This window comes from Burkholderia sp. GbtcB21 (genome assembly GCF_019091065.1).
In the GTDB taxonomy this organism is placed as follows: domain Bacteria; phylum Pseudomonadota; class Gammaproteobacteria; order Burkholderiales; family Burkholderiaceae; genus Burkholderia; species Burkholderia pyrrocinia_C.
This window is the reverse complement of sequence record NZ_JAGXKA010000013.1, coordinates 15130-33797: the sequence shown is the minus strand read 5'-3', so window position 1 is coordinate 33797 and position 18668 is coordinate 15130. Positions and strand designations below refer to the sequence as shown.

The following is an 18668-nucleotide window of genomic DNA, read 5'->3' as shown; positions in this document are numbered from 1 at the left end:
GCGGGTGCGCCGTGCAGTCGACGGCGGCGCAGTGCGCGTTACTCGTTTCCGGCCGTTTGCTGCTCGATCTGCTGCTCGATCTGCTGCTCGGCTTGCGGCGCGGCGTCGATCTGCGCTTCCGCGTTCGCCGGTTCCGGCGCTGCTGCTGCGGCCTCCGCCTGCTGCTCGGCCTTCGGCTGCTGCTGCGCGCCCTTGGACGATTGCGCCGCACCCTTGCCGGGACGGCGTGCCTTCAGCCGACGCGCCCGCGCGGCGTCGTCATGCGTCACGCGCCCTGCTTCGTTGCCCTGCAGATCGACCCGCACCGCGTCTTCGACAAGGCACGACCAGTAGCGGTTGCCGCGGCACCACGTCGACATCGCTTCACGCAGTTCGGCTTCGTTGAGGCCCACGGCCTGGGCCTCGCGTGCGAGGTCGTCCCAGATGCCGACCTTGAGCGGTACTTTGGGGGCCGGATTCTTCGGGAACGCGCGCGGAAACTTCCGCTGCAGTTTGCCGATCGCGACGATGACCGGATCGACCGGCGCCGACGGCTTCGCCGAAGCGGGCTTCGCGCGGTGCTGCGCTTTGGCGCCTGCACCCGGTTTGGCCCCGCGGGCCGGCTGGTCGCCGGACTTCGGCTTCGCGCCGGCGTCCGTCGGCGCTGCAGGTCGCTTCGCGTTGCGCTCCTGCTTGGCCTTCGCTGCGAGCTGCGCCCGCAATTCGGCAAGTTGTTCAAAACCCATAAATTCAATCCACCAGGAATATAAGGTGTGGTTCGTGCGGCCATTCCGCGCGGCGCAAAAAAGCTTCGCCGCCACGCGTGCGACCCGTCTGCCGCCGATGCGGAACACTACGGGGCCGCATCGCGCACGCCACTCTGTTTTCAGGCACCCGGCCACGATGCCGGACAAGGCAGGAGGGAAGTATACCGGTACGCGCGACGGCTGGCTGACTCGCCGGTCTGCATTTGCCCGATCCGGGGGGCGGAAAATGCGTCCGTGCGGCCGTGTTGCGCATTATATGGATACGTTTCCGGAAGTCACGTCGTTCACGGCCCCCATCGGAAATCGGGCCAGTCTCGTGTGGCACGGTCGGCCCGGCGGCGGCTGATCGACGCCCGACGCGTGGTGTTGCGCATTGCGGAGCCGAAAACGATCGTGCCGCGCGAGCGCATCGCCGGCCACGGAGACGATTGCGGATCGCGGACGGTGCCGACGGCTGCATCCGAATCGGCGATCGCGGCAACGGGACGTACTTGGCGATGGATCGACACAGCCTGTCGTGACATCCCGATATGCCCATCGATTGCACCGGACCCATGCACGACTCGTTGCGTCCGCATCGATCGCGTGGCGTACGAAGATGCCGGAAAATGCGTAGTATGGCCTGATCAACGTCGTCGGCAGCGTACCTCGGCCCGTCTCGCGGCGCCCCCGGTCGGTCGGCGGCATCCCTCTTGCCTGCTAAAGAACCGGTTGTACGAAGCGGAGCGGATACATGGTTCTCCCACACGACATCCCGCACGACGGCATCACGCGCGAGGAGATTCACCATCGGCAGATCGACATGCGCGGCTATCGGCGCAGCGACGGCCTGTTCGAAGTGACGGCCTGCCTCGCGGACCGCAAGACCCGCGATTTCACGCCACCGGGCGGCACGCGGACGGTCGCTGCGCTGTCGCCGATCCACGACCTCGGCGTGACGCTGGTCTTCGACGCCGACATGGTCGTCCGCGCCGTATCCACGTTCATCCGGTCGCATCCGTATGCACAGTGCCCGGGCGGCGGCGACTCGCTGCAGGCGCTCGTCGGACTGAGCATCGGTGCCGGCTGGAACAGCGAGATTCGCAAGCGTCTGCCGTCCTGCGATACGTGCACGCATCTGAAGGAATTGCTCGGCCCGATCGCAACCACGGCCTATCAAACGATGGTCGGTGTGCGGCGGTCGTCGCTCGACGCCCGCGACCGCGAAGGCAAGCCGCTCAAGATCGACAGTTGCCATGCGTATGGCGCGTCGCGCGATCTCGTGAAACGTCTTTGGCCCGAATACCACCGGCCGGTGACGGCAAAAGGAAGCTAAGGTCCCGGCATTCGGCCGGTTCGGCGTCTGCAGGATCGGTGACGCACATGGATGCGTGCGTTGTCTGCGCGGACCAGCGCCAATGCTGCCGGTCCGAAATCAGAAGACGCCCAGCGCGAGTCCGGCGGCAAGGCCCGCGCCGAGTTCGGCGCAGCGCGCACGATCATCGTCGTCGATCGTCTTCGGCGCGAGGATGCGCTCAGGCGTCTGCGCGTGAGTACAGACGATCAGGCCGGGCGCCACGTTCTTCAATCGCCATCCGGTCGCGATCCGGTCGATCTGGCGCAGCGCGTTCTGTCCGTCGCTTCCCGCGCAAATCATTGCCGCGTATGGACGGCCGTTCACGCGATCGAGCGCCGCGTAGTAGCAGCGATCGAAAAAGTCCTTCATCAGCCCGGACATCGACGCAAGATTCTCGGGCGTCGCAAACAGGTATGCGTCGGCGGCCAGCACGTCGTCTGCGCTCGTCGCGTCCGCGCGCTGCAGCCTGACGTCGACACCGGGTTGCTCCCGCGCCGCGTCGGCCGCCGCTTCGGCCATCTGTTGCGTGCCTCCGGTCATCGTGTGATAGACGATCAACAGCGTCTTCATTCGTAGTCGCTCGCGTCAGGCTTCAGGTGGGTCGGGGTATCGCCGGTTTCCGTTGAACGGCCAGTCATCACGTGTGTGGGGGCGGTTGTGTGTTCGCTCTTGCGGATCAGCGGGTTTGCCGGCTCAGCGATGTCAAGCGTGCATCGGTCGCGTACATGACATCGACCTCGATTCGCACACGATCTTCCTGATGTGCGGTCAATCCGGCGCGACGCGTGATGCGTCGCCGTCGTCCGGACGCGCGTAGTACGCGAGAAACATGTCGGCGGCCGATTCCGCGACTTTCTGTTGCTCCGGCGCCGCGAGCGGCGGCTGGCCCATCGTCACCTGCGGCCAGAATGCGAATGCCTTCACGACACCATGCAACTGATGCGCGGCGAACACCGGATCGGTCACCGACAGGCGGCCGGCCGCCGCTGCCGCACGCACCCAGACCGTCAGGTCTTCCTCGCGCTCGCCGAGGCGTTCGACCATGTCGCGCGCACGCTCCGGCGAATGAATGGCCGCGCCGATCGCGACGCGCGCGAGTGCGAGAAATGCATCGTCGTTCAGCAGGCGCAATTTGCGGTCCAGCAACGCGAGCAGTTGCTCGCGCAGCGGCGAGTCGGTGCGATAAGTCGGCGAGCTACCGGTTTGGGTCGCATCCCACAGCTTGTGCAGGATCGCGGCGAACAACGTTTCCTTGCCGGGAAAGTGGTTGTAGACCGTACGCTTCGACACGTCCGCGCGCGCAGCGATGCGATCCATGCTGGTTGCATCGTAGCCTGCAGCGAGAAATTCCTCGATCGCCGCGTCGATAATGGCCGCACGCTTTCGATCGGTCAGGCGTTGAGGGAGAGTGCTGGTATCCATACGGAAATTTTACACCGGGCAGTTTACTTACCCCGAAAATAAACTACACTGCTCAGTGTACTTTTATCCTCGGACCAACCGACATGGCATCGCCTCTTGTTTTGATTCACCGCATTCTGGGTTTTGCAGCCGCCAGGCGCGGCCGCGCGCTGTCCGGCGGTTCGCCGCAGCACAATGGCGAGCGCTTCAGCAATGTCGCGCCGCGTCCTGCCGAAGGTATCGGCAAGACGCTCGGGATCGCATGGAACATGCTGGTCAACAAGCCGCGCAATACCGTGCCGGCTGGCGCGCTGCCAGTCGATTTGCTGACCCGTGCACAGCTCGACGCGGCACCGGATCGCAGCCTGTACCGGCTTGGCCATTCGACGCTGCTGCTCAAGTTGCGTGGCGAATTCTGGCTGACCGATCCCGTGTTTGCCGAGCGTGCATCGCCGTTTCGGAGTGTTGGCCCCAAGCGCTTCCATGCGCCGCCGATAGCGCTCGAAGATCTTCCGCCGCTGCGCGGCGTGATCCTGTCGCACGATCACTACGATCACCTCGACCGCGACACGGTGCTCGCACTCGCTGCCACCACCGGCGTGTTCGTGACAACGCTGGGCGTCGGCGACCGCCTGATCGAATGGGGCATCGACGCGAAGAAGGTCCGTCAGCTCGACTGGTGGCAGAGCGTCGACGTGGCCGGCCTGACGCTGACCGCAACACCCGCGCAGCACTTCTCGGGGCGCAGTCTGTTCGACGGCAACAGCACGCTATGGGCGTCGTGGGTCATCGTCGACGACAACCTGCGCGTGTTTTTCAGCGGCGACACGGGCTACTTCGACGGTTTCCGTACGATCGGCGAGCGCCTCGGGCCGTTCGACGTGACGCTGATCGAAACAGGCGCATACGATGCGCAATGGCCGTATGTGCACATGCAGCCGGAAGAAACCGTTCAGGCGCATATCGATTTGCGCGGACGCTGTCTGATCCCGATCCACAACGGTACGTTCGATCTCGCGATGCATCGCTGGCACGAGCCGTTCGAGCGAGTAACGGCGTTGTCGATCGTGCGTGGCATCGAGTTGTCCACGCCCAGGATGGGTGAGCGCCTCGATCTCGACGAGCCGCATCGCGGCGAGCGGTGGTGGCGCACGGTAGACGAGCACGCGAACGCGCCGGCGGCAACGAAATCGCGCAGGTGGCAATTTTGCGCGTCGCAAGCGACGAAATAGGTTCGCCTGTCGTTGCGTCTTCGTGCGGAAGCGCGGCGGTGCCGCGTTTCCTGCCATGGCGTTTTCGGGGCAGCTGTCCGTTGGCGGCTTGTCTTCCAGTCCGATCATCTGATTCGGGAATGATGCACCCGGCGCCGGCCGGTAGCTTCACTCAACAATACGGGGCACCGGTTGACCAACCAGAGGGCTTTGGCAAACGCCGGCAAATCTCATCTGCAAATTCAGCGGAAACCGTTGAGTGCCTAGCTACTGCCTTTTCGAATCTACGTTTCCATCGAAGGAAAGCGCCTACACACCCGATAGGCTGCATGATTGCCCACGGCCTCGGCCGCGTCGTTCTGGGCAAGAATCGGGGAGTTCGAGTGCGCTGACCTTATATCGACCAGTTCAACCGCCTTCTGCTCGACAGGTCGTTACGAGTCGATGGGTTCGCACGCAAGTTTAGATAGGCGGCTCAATCTTCCATCATTACTTCCACCAGCTCACCGATATGAGCCCGCAGAAGAATAGATGCGACCTGGCTGCTCAACCGATTTGCAAAGGCCGATGAGCCGTTGGTCGGCTCCAAGAATTCCACAATCCTTTGTAGCACCGCGCGATCGGTGAAAAGCGTTGTCACGTGACAACTCGCGTTGAATGTTAGCGCGCGGGACATCAGATCAATGACTCGACGAGCGATCGCCACACACCGTATCAACACCCACTGGACGTCGTCTACGATAGCGCTCGGCGCGAAATGTATTAACAACCACCAATTACGTATCAATCACAACACAATTCACTACCCAACTCCTGGACGACGTCAGTTGCGCATGAAAAATTCATGCGCCCCCAATTCCAAGGCGGATCGCGCGTATTTTGCGTGAAACAACATGAAGAATATGGCGCAAGCCATTGCTGGATAAGGATTTCCGGCAACGCCCCATTTTTTGAGAATGTTTCACGATTCGACTTGGTTGTACCGGCAGGCGGCCTTTGGCATGGGGATTTGCCTTCATTCCTGTGCCATCCGTTATCACGGCTGCTAATAGATATGGAATGCGGGATAAGGCATTGCGCCGGTTGTGGAGCTAGAAGATACAGCGAAACCCCGCCCCTCCCCTGCCGGACCATGCACGTACCACGTAGGCGATGGTCATGCTATTAAATAGGGTCGCATCATGACGCACTAGTAATCACCTGCCCTTGAGGGCGACTCACCAAGCGATCAGGCATTCAGCCACCACGAGAATGTCGGGCATCGCCGCCGTCGGTCCTGACGGTCGGGACAAATGCCGCCTCAATCATCGGCGAAGACACTTGCCTCCGACGACTGCGACGACCGTCCTGCCGTCCTGCCGTCCTGCCGTTTTCTATGATGCCCGGGCTGCCTTTGTTGTCACGTGACAACTTCTCGGACAGAACACATACCAACTGAACGCAGCGACAGAAACTACCTAAAAATTCGATCCGCTTTGATCCGCTTAACGCATCTAAATTTGATCGATCGTTACTGCTATCGAGAAATTAGCAACGCCGCTGCGTTACCGCCTAGTTGCTTGTCACGTGACAACTCCCCCAGGCAAGCAATCGAGCCAGCCATCGGCTTACGCTTACTATCGAGCGTTGATTGACATAACCGAACTCCACATCCCGATCGAATCAAGCTCTTCTGTCGACACGCGACATCGACCAATTCCTGGCGACTTGTCACGTGACAACTACGCCCCTCGACGACATCCGTGAACCGGCCGATCAAATTCACGAGGGATTCTGTTAGCACCGAAGGCATTGCCATCCCACAAGTCTCTGCGGTCGAACTTCATCGCCGACGCCAATGACAGTCGAATTTTCTTCAACCCTTTGTGCATTCTTCGTAACCGTAATCGACAATTTTATTTTTGCTTGATCACCATTCACGATTGGTTCGTTAACCGTTTGACCTACTTGTCACGTGACAACAACAACGATCTCCAAGACATGCATCAAGCCGAACACTTTTCTGGACATTTCGATAACAACTGAATATATTACGCAAAACTCCTTGGAGGAATTTAATGGCTTTCAAGATCGCCGTCAGTAATCAAAAAGGTGGTACTGGAAAGACAACCATCTCCGTCAACATCGCGGCTGCGTTCGAGGCCGGTGGCAACAAGGTCGCGTTGATCGATGCCGACCCTCAAGGCACTTCCGTTCGGTGGGTGACGAGCGGTGAGAACACCTTGCCGATGACGGTCCTTTCGCTGGCCCCCGCTGGTCGCGGCATCGGCGGCGAGATCAAGAAGCAGGACGCAAACTTCGACGTGATCGTCGTCGACTGTCCGGGCAACCTCGAAGATCCGCGCATCGCGTCCGTGCTCGAAGTCGCCGACTTCTGCCTCGTGCCGCTGTCACCATCGCCGGCGGACCTGTACAGCACCGTCGCGATGATTCGCATGATCGAGTCGATGCGAGCCGTTCGCAACCCGAATCTTTCTTCCGCATTAATGCTGAATAGTGTTAATGGAAAAACTAAAATGCGTGAAGAAATTTTAAAAATTCTAAGGGCTGAAGAAATAGGGGAGCATTTGCTCGACAGCCAGATCGCGCAACGCGAGGTCTATCGTCAGACGTTCGCACTCGGCACCACGATCCATCATCACAATCGGTACCTGAAGGGGCTGAAGGAAGCCCGCGCGGAAATCGAAAGGCTGGTCACGGAAATGGCCCAATACATCGCGTCGACGCGCGCTACCGGAGCCGCCCATGGCTAAGGACACATCGAAAGACAAGAAGCCGACCGGCAACCTGCATCTCGCGGCCGGCCTGTTGCGCGGGCTCGCGCAGGAAAACGCTGCACTGGAAACCCGCTTGCCCGAGCCGCCGGCTGCACCGAACGTCGTCGACGCGACGCCCGCCGCCGTGACCCCGGCCGCGGCCGCACCCGCCGGCACACCGGATCTTGGCGCGCCGCAGAAGGTGCTGGTCAAGGACTGCATCCCGAACCCGTTCAACCCGCGCGTGTTCTATTCGGAGTCGAGCCTGCACGAGCTCGCACTGACGTTGAAACGGGAAGGGCAGATCGAGCCGATCAAGGTCACGCGGCTCCCGGAGTTTCCCGGCAAGCTCGTCGTGATCGACGGGCAACGCCGGCTGCGCGCGACGAGCATCAACGGCGATGAAACCATCAACGCCACGTTCCGCACGGACCACACGCCCGAGCAGCTCTATACGATCGCGTATCGGGCGAACCACGATCACGAACGCCAGACGATCTTCGACGATGCGGTCGCATGGAAGCGTCTCCTCGACGAGAAGGTCTTTCAGGACCAGAACACGCTCGCGGAGAAGATCGGCAAGGACAAGGCATCGATCAGCAAGACGCTGTCGCTCAACGCACTGCCCAACACGCTGCTGGAGCGGATGGCCAGCGCGAACGACGTGGTCGGCCTGCAGGCAGCGTACTTCCTGAAGCTGATCTTCGAGCGCCTGGGCGAACCGACGGCCGACCGGCTGCTCACGGCCGTGATCGACCGGAAGAAATCGGTCCGCGATCTCGAGAATTTCCTGCGTGCGCAGAGTGACGACAACAAGAAAGCGGGACGCACGCGCTACAGCGTTCGTCACGACTTCGCGCTCGAATCGCAAGCAATCGGCCAGTTGAAGACCTACCCGGACGGGCGTCTGGACCTGCAGCTCAAGGGCGTCGACACGTCCCACCAGGAAGCGCTCGCCGACAGGCTCAAGACCGTCATCGACGCCTACGTCGCCGAGCTGGCTGCGGCCACGCAAAAGTAACGCGCCCAAGCAAAAGGCCTCGCATCCGCGTTGCGCCGCGAAACCGGACGATGAAGTCCGGCGCACGACGCCCACCCGGTTGCGAGGCCTTGTTCAGTTGCTTGCGAGACTGCTTTTGAGCAGGAATTCCAGCAGGTCGTCCGAGGTCGGTTCGCCCCAGGTATCCAGCGCCAGCCATCGGAAAAAGCTGGTCTGCGCGAGCTTGCTCGCCTTCTTCTTCGGCGACAGCGTGAGATCCTTCGAGCCCGCCACCGTCTCGTTGTAGCGATCGATCAGCTTGGTCTGGTCGTCGATCTCCAGCTCGCGGAAATACGCGCCGGCTTCCTCAACCTTCGCCGCCAGATATTTGTCGCGAATCTGCTCCTGCTTGCTCTGCGCGGATTCCTTCGCCGGTGCGGCCGCTTCGGCTCCCTGCCCGTCGGCCAGCGTGTAGCCGTGCGTCAGCGCCTTGCGGAAATACGCGGCCACGTTGTCGACCGGCGCCGCGTTCTTCTTCGTAGTCCGATTGAGCGTATAGGCGATCGCCGCCTTGATGCGCTGCACGCCATATTGCGTGATCAGCCGGCGGGCTTCCGAACGCGGAATGCCGAACTTCGCGACCTCCTCGACCAGCGCTTCGTTCTTGACGTCGCCGTCTTCGACCGTATCGGCACTCTGCTTGCGCGTCACCTTGAACTGAACGGCCTCCACGCTGCGGCCGGACTTGTGTTCGATCAGCTCGAGCGTGTGATCCGATACTTCGTTCACCTCCTGAATGCACGGCACCAGGACCTTGCTCTTGAACAGCTTGTATTCCTTGTACGACTGCGACGCCTTGTCCTGGCCAAGAATGAGGTCGCGGAATTTCGGCAGCGGAATCTTCGCGGTGATGCCGATCCCTTCGTAGCGCACCGTGTTTTCCCACAGCGCGAGCGAGTGCGAGCGCCGGAATTCGCGGGCGATCCGCATATCGATCAGCGCGTAGATTTCCGGATTGAGCAGCTCGCTGCGAATCTGGTCGGAGAAGCTGTACTTCAGCACCGATTGCTCGAGCTCCGCGCCCGCGAGCAGGCCCGACGCTTTCCAGACCGTCGAACGGTCCGCGGCCAGGTAGTCCCAGTTGACGACGGTACTGATCAGCGAGTTGACCGTGTCCTTCACGTACTTCGTGTTGTTGCTGTTCAACCCGCTCTCGTGCGAAAGCGAGGCGATCGAGATCGAGAAGCTCGTCCGGCCCGGCTCGAACGCCTCCTGCCGAAGCGCGTTCTTGATCAGCGAACTGAACATCTTGCGCTGCTGCAGACCGATCTTTCCCGACTTGGGCGCGATATGAATCGCCTGGACCGCCTTGCGCAGCAAGTCGGGAGGCTCGGGTGTCTGAAACAGTGAAACCTGTTTGTCTGAGCCTTTGCTTGCGGGCTTGCGCGGCATCGTGATGTCCGGATAAGGTGACCTTGTTGAGAGCGGACTTTATACCTTCTCACGCCGCAGAGCAACGCCCTCGCTCCGGCATCACTTGCAGTATCACGGCTAACCTTCAGATGCAAAAGGGAAATTCGTGATGAAGCGATCTGCGCGGGGCCCCATATCCATCTACCTTTGGGCCAAAAAACCTCCCAAAAGAAGCTACCTTTCGGGTCCGGCTACAGAAACCCGGCACGAGATTTGCCCCAGGGAAGGTACCCATCCATGGGGGCAAACGAGCGGAATCGCGATCGACGACCGGATTCGTGGTGCCTTGCAACACGCGGCCGTTTTTCTCCCATAACTTGCTACCTTCATCGTCTCCCATGAAAGGCTACCTGTCGGCAGCCTTCGACATGGACGATGGCATTACTTTCAACCTCGAAGGAAGAAATAGCACCCATAAACGGCAACCATTTGGTTATCCCATAAAAGGTTACCTGTCCGCGACATCGATCCTGTCTATGGGAGCAGCCAGCAGAGGGGTCTCGGTGAAACACGCACGACCGGCCCGATTGACCACCCATAAACGGTTACCATCGAGAGGTCCCATAACCGGCTACCCGAAAAAAATCGCTGTGCGAGCAAGCACTTACGGATCAAAAAAAGCACCCCATAAAAGGCTACCTGCCAGCGTTCCCATAGACGACTACCCAACTCGATTTCAGGCTGATTTCCCATAACCGGGTACGCTTGCCCCATATCCACAGCCCCGATTCCCCACAACGCGGTACCCAAAACCCCAAATCCACAGACCTGAAACCCCAGACCCTTCCACCTGTCCTCCCATAAATGGGTACCGAACACCGGTCAAACCCTTGTGGAATAAGGCTGTGAGCCGTCTAAAAGTAGTTAAAGAAGTAAACGTGGTTTACCAAAGATGTAAACACACGTGTGCTGCCACAGAAAGACAAGCCCCATAAACCGCTACCCATGGGATCCGTCTGTGGTCCGTTAAGCATCCCGCTGCTTCGATTCGGGCCTGCTGGACAGAGTCTGAGGCCTTGATGCAGCAAGGCCTCAAGCCCAACAAGGCTTCCCGGAGAGGTGAGTGCCCACTCACAACACTTAAAAGTAGAAACCTATGGGAGGAAATCGGGCAGAAATCATCGGTTTCCGCATTCAGGTTCCCATCTATGGGACCGAAAAAGCCAGAGCCGCGACGACCCGCACTCCTGTGATCGACGGGCAAATCGGATCAGCGACCGAACGCACGGACATCGTCAGTTTCACCCATAGCAGTTCGAAATCATGCTGGACGGCACGCGAATGGTTTTTTGTACTCATGCTTCCCGGTCTGTGGACAAGTTTTTTGCCGGTCGTCTATCGACGCTTCTCGTCACATTTAGCCTGTGGACCGTGCACAGAGGAAATAGACGCGGCTTGCCTCCCCGCCCCGAGGTCCCGCAACTTTCTACCTTTGGATCGACCGAAGAGTAACGCTGTGCCCTAGGATGGCAACGAGAGGCCAACACAACCTCCCGGAAGCAAGAGTCACCTCCCCGCCCCCAAGCCGCACAGGCCGCCGGCTCCTGGGCCGATCTCGTGAGAGTGACGAGCCAACGTGAAGATGCGCCCGCTGAAGAAGCTCACCGCAATCGAATTCGGACGACGATCCCGAAGATTCTCACCGTCAGAAACTTCCTGATCCCGGAAAAGCTCACCGGCGACGCGTCCCACAGGTATATGCAAGCTGTGCAGCCGCGGCATCCGCACGGGATACTCGACGGCCAAAATCGTCGAATGAAAAATCTGTGGCCCGCGCGCGTTTCCTGAAGTGTTCATGAGCAGAATCGGGCCGACTGACCAGTGTTGTCGCCGCTCAACACGACGCGCAACGTGTGCCGGACGGAGTATCGCAATGCTTGTGCGGCTCACCCTCGCGCATTCGTGAGGGCGAGCTGGTCAACGTCTTCACCCTACGCCGAGCGTCTACCCATTTCGCTATACACACCAGACGACGATGAGTTTCACCGGCCAAGGTAGCCATGCACATCGCCTTCCGGTGCGGTAACACGAGACGATCGCATCGATCACCGGACGAACCGAATCGTGGTCGTTTATGGGAGAACCCGTCGCTGGAGCCGCGTCGAGCGGCAACATTGCACACAGATCGACAACTATTGCGGTGATTGCGCTTCGTGTGATGCAGATCACGGCAAGCATGAGCGTGCTGCCAACACCACCTATGAAACAGCAATCGGCATGCGAGCTAGACACGACGATACGAATGTCATCGGAATCGCAGCCTCGCATCACGTCATGTGATCGATCTTCATCACCGAAGCGTGCTGTACGTCCGACGTTTCCGCTGCCTCGACCGCGCGATCTTCACGCGCGCCGAAACGCAATGTACCGTCCCTGCCTCTTCCGCGCGACGGTAGAGCAACGTCCACGTGTTCTCCCATACGTGTATCCCCAACTCCGTTTGCACATTGGCGCCACATTTTTCACGACGCGGTTATGATGCACAGGTCCCGATCGCGACATGACGACCGATCAGGACAGGGGCGGTATCTCGATGGTCTTTCCAACCGTGATAATCATCAGAAAAGAGAGTTCAGCGATGCGAATCCAGATCAGAAAACTCACGCTGGCTGCTACCGCAGCCGCGTTCCTGTTCGGCTCGGCAGTTCCTGCATTTGCCCAGACCGATCCCGCCAGCGCGCCTGCTGCACAGGACGCCAAGGCGGCGAAGAGCCAGGCACGCAAGGCGGCCAGGGCTCAACGCAAAGCGGAGCGCAAGGCTGCGCGCGCGAAAAACAACGCCGAGCTGAAGAAACTCGAAGACGCCGGTTACAAGCCGGCGGCCAACGACCCGAACTATCCGCAGAACCTGCAGAACGCGGAGAAGAAGGCCGCCGGCGCAAGCCAGTAAGCGCCGTTCGGTAGCAAGCCAAGGTACGATCCGCGGCTTGCCGCGAGCATCGCGGTCACGCGATGCTCGTCAAAAGCAGGATGCCCGTCATGAACGACGGCAAACCCGATCTGCACGTTCGCACTATTTGATTCGGAATCCTGCATTGAATGGCGGGCAAGACCGGTATGGTCGATACGGTCAGTGCTCCGCGTCCGATGCGGCTGCGTTCCCCGTCACCTTCAGCCAGTCCTTGAATGCACGCACCGCATCGTCGTCCGCGCGCGCGGATGCCACGTATGTGAAGTAGCGCCACGGCGGCAGCGCCGGTTCGCTGAACGGCTGCACGAGCCGGCCTTCGGCGATGTCGTCCGCGACGAGCGCGATCGGCCCCATCGCGACGCCGAGTCCGTCGAGTGCGCCTTGCAGCGTCAGGTAGAAATGCTCGAGCGTGAGCGAATGTCGCGGCACGAGATTCTGATGTCCGGCCGCCGCGAGCCATTCGGGCCACATGCCGGGATAGGTCGCCGCGTGCAGCAGCGTGAAGCCGGCGAGATCGGTGGGCGCAAGCAACGGCCGGCCTTCCAGCAGCTTCGGCGCACACACCGGCAGCCGGACTTCGGACAGGAATTCCTCCGCGACGTAACCGTCGATGGCCTGCGGGCCGCCTCGAACGATCAGGTCGACCTTGTCGCGCAGTTTCTCGATCGGCTCGTTCGACGTCGACAGCCGTACCTCGATCGTCGGATGGGCGACCTGGAACGACGACAGCTTCGGCACGAGCCAGCGCAACGAAAACGTCGCGGGCGCGCTGACGCGCAGCACGCGCTGCTGCGCGTGGCCGAAGTGCTGCGCGGTGGCGAGCGCGATCCGGTCGAACGACGCACCGACCTCGGCGAGATACGCGCGGCCGGCATCGGTCAGCTCGACCCGCCGGTTGTGGCGTTCGAATAGCGGCCGTCCGAGCCACGCCTCCAGTTGCTGTACGTGCCGGCTGATCGCGCCGTGCGTTACGCACAGCTCGTCGGCGGCAAGCGTGAAGCTGCCGAGTCGGGCGGCCGCTTCGAACGCGCGTAGCGAATTCAACGGAGGAAGACGTCGGGCCATTGCATCGTTTCGCGTGAAATTTACTCACGCGATAGTTCAGGTTTAATCGTTTGATCGGGCGATCCAGCTCCGCCAATATGGCACACAAACGGCCGGCTCGGCCGAACGAGTGTCTGAATTTCTCACATGGAGTGCGGAGCATGCCGAACGTGGTGGTCGTGGGTGCCCAATGGGGCGACGAGGGCAAGGGGCGCGTCGTGGACTGGCTGGCGGCTCAGGCCGACCTCGTCGCACGCTACAACGGCGGCCACAACGCGGGCCATACGCTGGTCGTCGGCGGCAAGACGTACAAGCTTGCGCTGCTGCCGAGCGGCATCGTGCGCGGCAAGCGCGGCGTGATCGGCAACGGCGTGGCGCTCGATCCGGAAGCGCTGCTCGCCGAGATCGCGCGGATGGCCGAGCTCGGGCTGTCGGTGACGCCGGACAACCTGTCGATCGCCGAGAACGCGGCGCTGGTGCTGCCGATTCACCGCGCGATCGACCAGGCACAGGAGCGCCTGCGCCGCGAACCGATCGGTACCACGCTGCGCGGGATCGGGCCGGCCTACGAGGACAAGGTCGGGCGTCGCGGGCTGCGCATCGGCGATCTCGCGGAACCCGGCCGGCTCGCCGACAAGCTCGACGTGCTCGTCGACCATCACAACGCGTGGTTCCGTGGCCTGGGACTCGACGAGTGTTCGCGCGACGCGATGCTGGCGACGCTCGTCGATCTCGCGCCGAAGATCCTGCCGTTCGTGCGCCCCGTCTGGGCCGACCTCAACGACGCGACCGATCGCGGCGAACGCATCCTGTTCGAGGGTTCGCAGGCCGTGATGCTGGACATCGACTGGGGCACGTATCCATTCGTGACGTCGTCGGGCACCGTCGCATCGGCGGCAGCGGCCGGCACGGGCCTCGGCGCGTCGAAGCTCGGCCACGTGCTGGGCGTGACCAAGGCGTATGCGACGCGTGTCGGCGGCGGCCCGTTCCTCACCGAGCTGATCGACGCAACCGGCGAAGCGCTGCGCGCACGCGGGCAGGAATTCGGCGTCAACACCGGCCGGCCGCGGCGCTGCGGATGGCTCGATGCCGCGCAGTTGCGCCAGGCGGTCAGGATCTCGGGCATCGATTCGCTGGCGCTCACCAAGCTCGACGTGCTCGACGGCTTCGAGTCGATCGAGCTGTGCGTCGGCTACGAACTCGATGGCGCGCGGGTCGACCATCTGCCTGCGAGCCTCGATGTGCAGTCGCGCGCGAAGCCGGTCTACGAACGATTCGACGGCTGGCATGGCACCGTGAAGGGCGTGCGCGAGCGTACGGCGCTGCCGCGCGCAGCGCAGGATTTCATCGCGCGCATCGAAGCGGTCGCGGGCGCGACGGTATCGATGATCACGACCGGTGCGGAGCGCGACGACACGATCGTGTTGCGTAATCCGTTCGATGCGGTGGCCGCCGCGTAACGTGCCGTTGATGACGTAAATCGCGGATCGGCATCGTGGTTGCCGGGTAGTTTTTGCCGACCCGATGTAGTTTGCGTGCCGGCGTGTTCGATCGCGTACACGCCCGGCCCGGACGCGGCGCGAAGGGCGGCTCCGCGATACGGTTCGGCGTCCGGATCACGCCGCATACGGCGAACTGGACACGCCTGCAGCGCTGCTGTACTGTTCCGCACACTTCGCGCCAGACCGGCCCGCGCCGGAGCCGCCGGCATCACGGCCGCGCGGCGGCGCGCCGTGATCTCAATCCCGGGGACAGGCCGATGGACACGTTACAGATGATGCGCATTTTCGTCCGGGTCGCGGAGGAGGGCAGCTTCACGAGCGCGGCCCAGCGCCTGGACATCACGACGGCATACGCATCGCGTTCGGTCGCGCAGCTCGAAACGCATCTGCGCACGCGTCTGCTCAACCGCAGCACGCGCCGCATCGCGCTGACCGACGCCGGGCAGCGCTATCTCGATCGTTGCCAGCGCATCCTCGGTTATATCGACGAAGCGGAAGCCGAGGCGGCAGACGCACAGGCGAAGCCGTCCGGACGGCTGCACGTTCACGCGACGACGAGTTTCGGCCAGGCGTATGTGGTGCCCGCGGTCGTGCGCTACCGGCAGCGCTATCCGTCGGTAGCGGTCGAGCTGACGCTGTCGCAGCACGTGCCCGACATCATCGACGAAGGCTACGACGTGTCGCTGCAGTTGAGCACGACGGAGCTGCCCGATTCGGGGCTCGTGTCGCAGCGGCTCGGCGACGTACACAGCGTGCTGTGCGCGTCGCCCGCGTATCTGAAGGAGCGCGGCACGCCGCGCACGGTGCGCGAGCTCGAAGGGCATGCGTGCCTGCAGATGGTCACTTCGGTGTTCCCGCGCGATCGCTGGCATCTCGACGGCCCGGACGGTCACGAGACGTTCGACTTGCCGTTGCCCGATTTCCAGGTAAACATCGCCGATGCGCTGGGTGCCGCACTGCGCGCCGGCCTCGGGATCGGCTCGTTGCCGATGTCGTCCGCACTGCCCGCGCTCGCGAGCGGTGCGCTGGTGCGCGTGCTGCCCGAATACCGGTTGCAGAAGCTGACGGTCTACACGCTGTACGCGTCGCGTCAGTATCTCGACGCGAAGATTCGCACGTTCGTCGATTTCCTGCGCGAATGCGTGCCCGAAATGCTGTCCGCCGACGAGGCCGCGCTGAACGCGTCCTGCAAATCCTGAGTCAGCACTGCCGCTGTTCGTATGCGCGTTTTCTCCGGAAAATAAAATAATCGGTAATCCTGCATTTAAGACAGACGTCGACGATGCGATCGCGATCGACCCGGGAAACGACGCCCACGGCAACGAGCACGTCCTTATGAAATCGCTTGCTTTCGATATCGAACATCGTTGGTTCGATGCGCGGTGCCAACTTCCTGGAATCGGTTCGACCTGCTTCATCGCGTTCGCGCGGCGGTGTGCGGCTTCGCGCACCTGAAGCCCACGTGCGTGAAGCCGCACCCTCTCCAGCAAACCTGAAACGATATGGCAGATCGATAATTCACAACCCGCTGCGGGCTCCTTCACGCCGGCCTGGCGATCGCGGCGGGCGCCGTCGCGCAGACGGTACCCGGCAAACAAAAACGCCACGGATGAAAGTCCGTGGCGTTTCTCTTTGCGCCGGCTTATCGCGAGCGCGTCGATCGCGTATTACTGCGGCTTCGCCCAGAGCGTGCGGCCGAAGAACGTAAGCGTGCGATCCCACGCGACTTGCGACCACGCCGGATCGAACTGCGTGCCGGAGATGCGGCCGGGGCCGACGGCCGTTTCGTTCGCGAATCCGTGATGCGCGAGATAACGATGGAATTCGACACCGACCTTCGCATCGGTCAGCTTCTTTTCCAGCGCGTCGACCTGGTCGATCGCGAAGAATGCATCCTGTGTGGCCCAGTGGCCCATCAGCGGCACCTTGAGCTTCGCCGGATCGAGATAGTCGAGCGGCGGGAAGCCGTACCACGTGACGCCCGCGTCCGCGTCGGCGAACTGCAGCGACAACAGCGTCAGCGCACCGCCCATGCAGAAGCCCGTCACCGCGACGCGCGGAGCCAACGTCTTCAGATATGTGACGGCGCCGGGAATGTCCTGCGATGCGGCGTCGCCGAAATCGAGGCCGGTCATCAGGTGGTGTGCCTCTTCTTCCTCGACCGTCGACTTGCCGCGATACAGGTCGGGCACGAGCGCGAAGTAGCCGCAGCGCGCGAGGCGATCCGCGACGCCGCGGATCTGGTCGTTCAGCCCCCACCATTCCTGGATGACGACGACCGCGGGCGCGCCTTCGGTCTTTTCCGGCCTGGCGAGATAACCCTGCAGCTCCTGGCCGTCCGGGCGGCGAAACGTGATCATGGAACCGGATGCTTGAGACATGAAACCGCTCCTTTTCGAAAAATGCGATGAGTACGGCAGCGGGCCGGCCAGCGGGCGTGGTGACGATCGGGCATGCAGGGCGTCGTGGTTTCGCTCGCGTTCATTTCGGCCGACACCGACCACGCGGCCATTCTATGCGCAAACGCCGGCTGCCTGCGTGAACAGCGCCGCGCGGCGCGCGATCGGCGGGGGCGTGTCGATCGACGGTCGCGATTCGGTCACGGAGCGGATCACCGAAAAGCGAACACCCCAAAGGTCGGATCAAATTCCAACTTTTGGGGTGCAGTTCAGAGCAGGGTGTTTCGTTTGCCGCGCGCGGATCGGAACGCGCGTGTGCGTCGGGCTTACTGGCCGAAATACACGGAGTCGCGGCCATCCTGCTTGACCGCGATTGTGCGGCCGGCACGCACGTCGGCGGCGGCTTGTGCGCCGTAACCGGTTTCATCGGCGTTCGTTACGCGGGCCTGTGCCGTCTGCAGCGCGCGGGGGTAGTACGGATCGGAGACTTCGGGCTTGTAGCCGGCCTGTTCGAGCTGGACGAGTTCCGCGCGCACCTGGGCACGCGTCAACTGGCCCGACGGGTTCGATTGTGCGAATGCGCCATACGAGGCGGACAGGGCGGTTGCGGCGACGACAGCGTAGATGAACGACTTCATGATGACCTCCGGTTTCGTTGATTTCGCGCTTCGCTTGTTGCGTTCAGCGGTTGATTTGCATCGTAGCGATCGCGTTACCGGTCGGAAATACGCGTTCCAGCGAATAATTATTGCAACTGGGTAAACGATCCGTGGGGATTGGTGGTTTTGTCTGATGATTGCGGGCTGTCGGCTCGCGCTGCATGGGCCCGGCACACAGCCATTCGGGGCCTGAAGTGATCGATCGACCGGCGGCCACGTGACGATCAATTGAATCGCATTCCGAAGTATTT

At 61.9% G+C, this 18668-nt stretch carries 16 protein-coding genes; 7 read left to right on the top strand and 9 right to left on the bottom strand.

Annotated features, from left to right (window positions below; translation table 11 throughout):
* Positions 1-38: 38 nt before the first annotated feature.
* Positions 39-725 (bottom strand): ProQ/FinO family protein, encoded by a 687-nt coding sequence (locus KVT39_RS25605; protein ID WP_217590582.1) that lies wholly within the window; start codon positions 723-725, stop codon positions 39-41.
* Between the two features lie 754 nt (positions 726-1479).
* Here KVT39_RS25605 and KVT39_RS25600 point away from each other — a divergent pair.
* A complete protein-coding gene (locus KVT39_RS25600; RefSeq protein ID WP_105393178.1) occupies positions 1480-2061 on the top strand; it encodes a DUF2889 domain-containing protein in 582 nt (193 codons plus the stop codon).
* 99 nt (positions 2062-2160) lie between these two features.
* On the opposite strand, the gene KVT39_RS25595 is transcribed toward KVT39_RS25600, so the two are convergent.
* Positions 2161-2652 carry a flavodoxin family protein gene (locus tag KVT39_RS25595; RefSeq protein WP_034182550.1) on the bottom strand — a complete coding sequence of 164 codons (492 nt, stop codon included), beginning with the start codon at positions 2650-2652 and terminating at the stop codon, positions 2161-2163.
* A gap of 198 nt (positions 2653-2850) precedes the next feature.
* A complete protein-coding gene (locus KVT39_RS25590; protein WP_105393177.1) occupies positions 2851-3504 on the bottom strand; it encodes a TetR/AcrR family transcriptional regulator in 654 nt (217 codons plus the stop codon).
* Between the two features lie 83 nt (positions 3505-3587).
* On the opposite strand from KVT39_RS25590, the gene KVT39_RS25585 reads away from it, so the two are divergent.
* Complete coding sequence (locus KVT39_RS25585) at positions 3588-4715, top strand: MBL fold metallo-hydrolase (protein ID WP_105393176.1); 1128 nt, start codon at positions 3588-3590, stop codon at positions 4713-4715.
* A 454-nt stretch (positions 4716-5169) separates the two neighbouring features.
* Here the strand turns inward: KVT39_RS25585 and KVT39_RS25580 are convergent, their stop codons facing one another.
* Positions 5170-5334: a hypothetical protein gene (locus KVT39_RS25580; RefSeq protein WP_217590471.1), complete on the bottom strand. Its 165-nt coding sequence runs from the start codon at positions 5332-5334 to the stop codon at positions 5170-5172.
* Between the two features lie 1417 nt (positions 5335-6751).
* Here KVT39_RS25580 and KVT39_RS25575 point away from each other — a divergent pair.
* Complete coding sequence (locus tag KVT39_RS25575; RefSeq protein WP_006759638.1) at positions 6752-7447, top strand: ParA family protein; 696 nt, start codon at positions 6752-6754, stop codon at positions 7445-7447.
* Positions 7440-8471: a ParB/RepB/Spo0J family partition protein gene (locus tag KVT39_RS25570; protein WP_034182554.1), complete on the top strand. Its 1032-nt coding sequence runs from the start codon at positions 7440-7442 to the stop codon at positions 8469-8471. The genes KVT39_RS25575 and KVT39_RS25570 overlap by 8 nt, the downstream gene beginning before the upstream one ends.
* Before the next feature lie 93 nt (positions 8472-8564).
* Here the strand turns inward: KVT39_RS25570 and KVT39_RS25565 are convergent, their stop codons facing one another.
* The gene (locus KVT39_RS25565; protein WP_034182555.1) at positions 8565-9881 is read right to left on the bottom strand and encodes a replication initiation protein; all 1317 of its coding nucleotides are present in this window, start codon (positions 9879-9881) and stop codon (positions 8565-8567) included.
* A 1527-nt stretch (positions 9882-11408) separates the two neighbouring features.
* Positions 11409-11699: a hypothetical protein gene (locus tag KVT39_RS25560; RefSeq protein ID WP_217590470.1), complete on the bottom strand. Its 291-nt coding sequence runs from the start codon at positions 11697-11699 to the stop codon at positions 11409-11411.
* A gap of 781 nt (positions 11700-12480) precedes the next feature.
* Here KVT39_RS25560 and KVT39_RS25555 point away from each other — a divergent pair.
* Positions 12481-12792, top strand: a complete 312-nt coding sequence (locus tag KVT39_RS25555; protein ID WP_034182556.1) for a hypothetical protein — start codon at positions 12481-12483, stop codon at positions 12790-12792.
* A gap of 180 nt (positions 12793-12972) precedes the next feature.
* On the opposite strand, the gene gcvA is transcribed toward KVT39_RS25555, so the two are convergent.
* Positions 12973-13878 (bottom strand): transcriptional regulator GcvA, encoded by a 906-nt coding sequence (gene gcvA, locus KVT39_RS25550; protein WP_217590469.1) that lies wholly within the window; start codon positions 13876-13878, stop codon positions 12973-12975.
* 140 nt (positions 13879-14018) lie between these two features.
* On the opposite strand from gcvA, the gene KVT39_RS25545 reads away from it, so the two are divergent.
* Together KVT39_RS25545 and KVT39_RS25540 are read left to right on the top strand one after the other, a co-directional pair.
* On the top strand, positions 14019-15317 hold the full coding sequence (locus KVT39_RS25545; protein ID WP_105393174.1) for an adenylosuccinate synthase: 1299 nt from the start codon (positions 14019-14021) through the stop codon (positions 15315-15317).
* Between the two features lie 299 nt (positions 15318-15616).
* Positions 15617-16558 (top strand): LysR family transcriptional regulator, encoded by a 942-nt coding sequence (locus KVT39_RS25540; protein ID WP_034182559.1) that lies wholly within the window; start codon positions 15617-15619, stop codon positions 16556-16558.
* A gap of 468 nt (positions 16559-17026) precedes the next feature.
* On the opposite strand, the gene KVT39_RS25535 is transcribed toward KVT39_RS25540, so the two are convergent.
* Both KVT39_RS25535 and KVT39_RS25530 read right to left on the bottom strand, forming a co-directional pair.
* On the bottom strand, positions 17027-17740 hold the full coding sequence (locus KVT39_RS25535; protein ID WP_217590468.1) for a dienelactone hydrolase family protein: 714 nt from the start codon (positions 17738-17740) through the stop codon (positions 17027-17029).
* Between the two features lie 344 nt (positions 17741-18084).
* A complete protein-coding gene (locus KVT39_RS25530; RefSeq protein WP_175749322.1) occupies positions 18085-18396 on the bottom strand; it encodes a DUF4148 domain-containing protein in 312 nt (103 codons plus the stop codon).
* Positions 18397-18668: the final 272 nt, after the last annotated feature.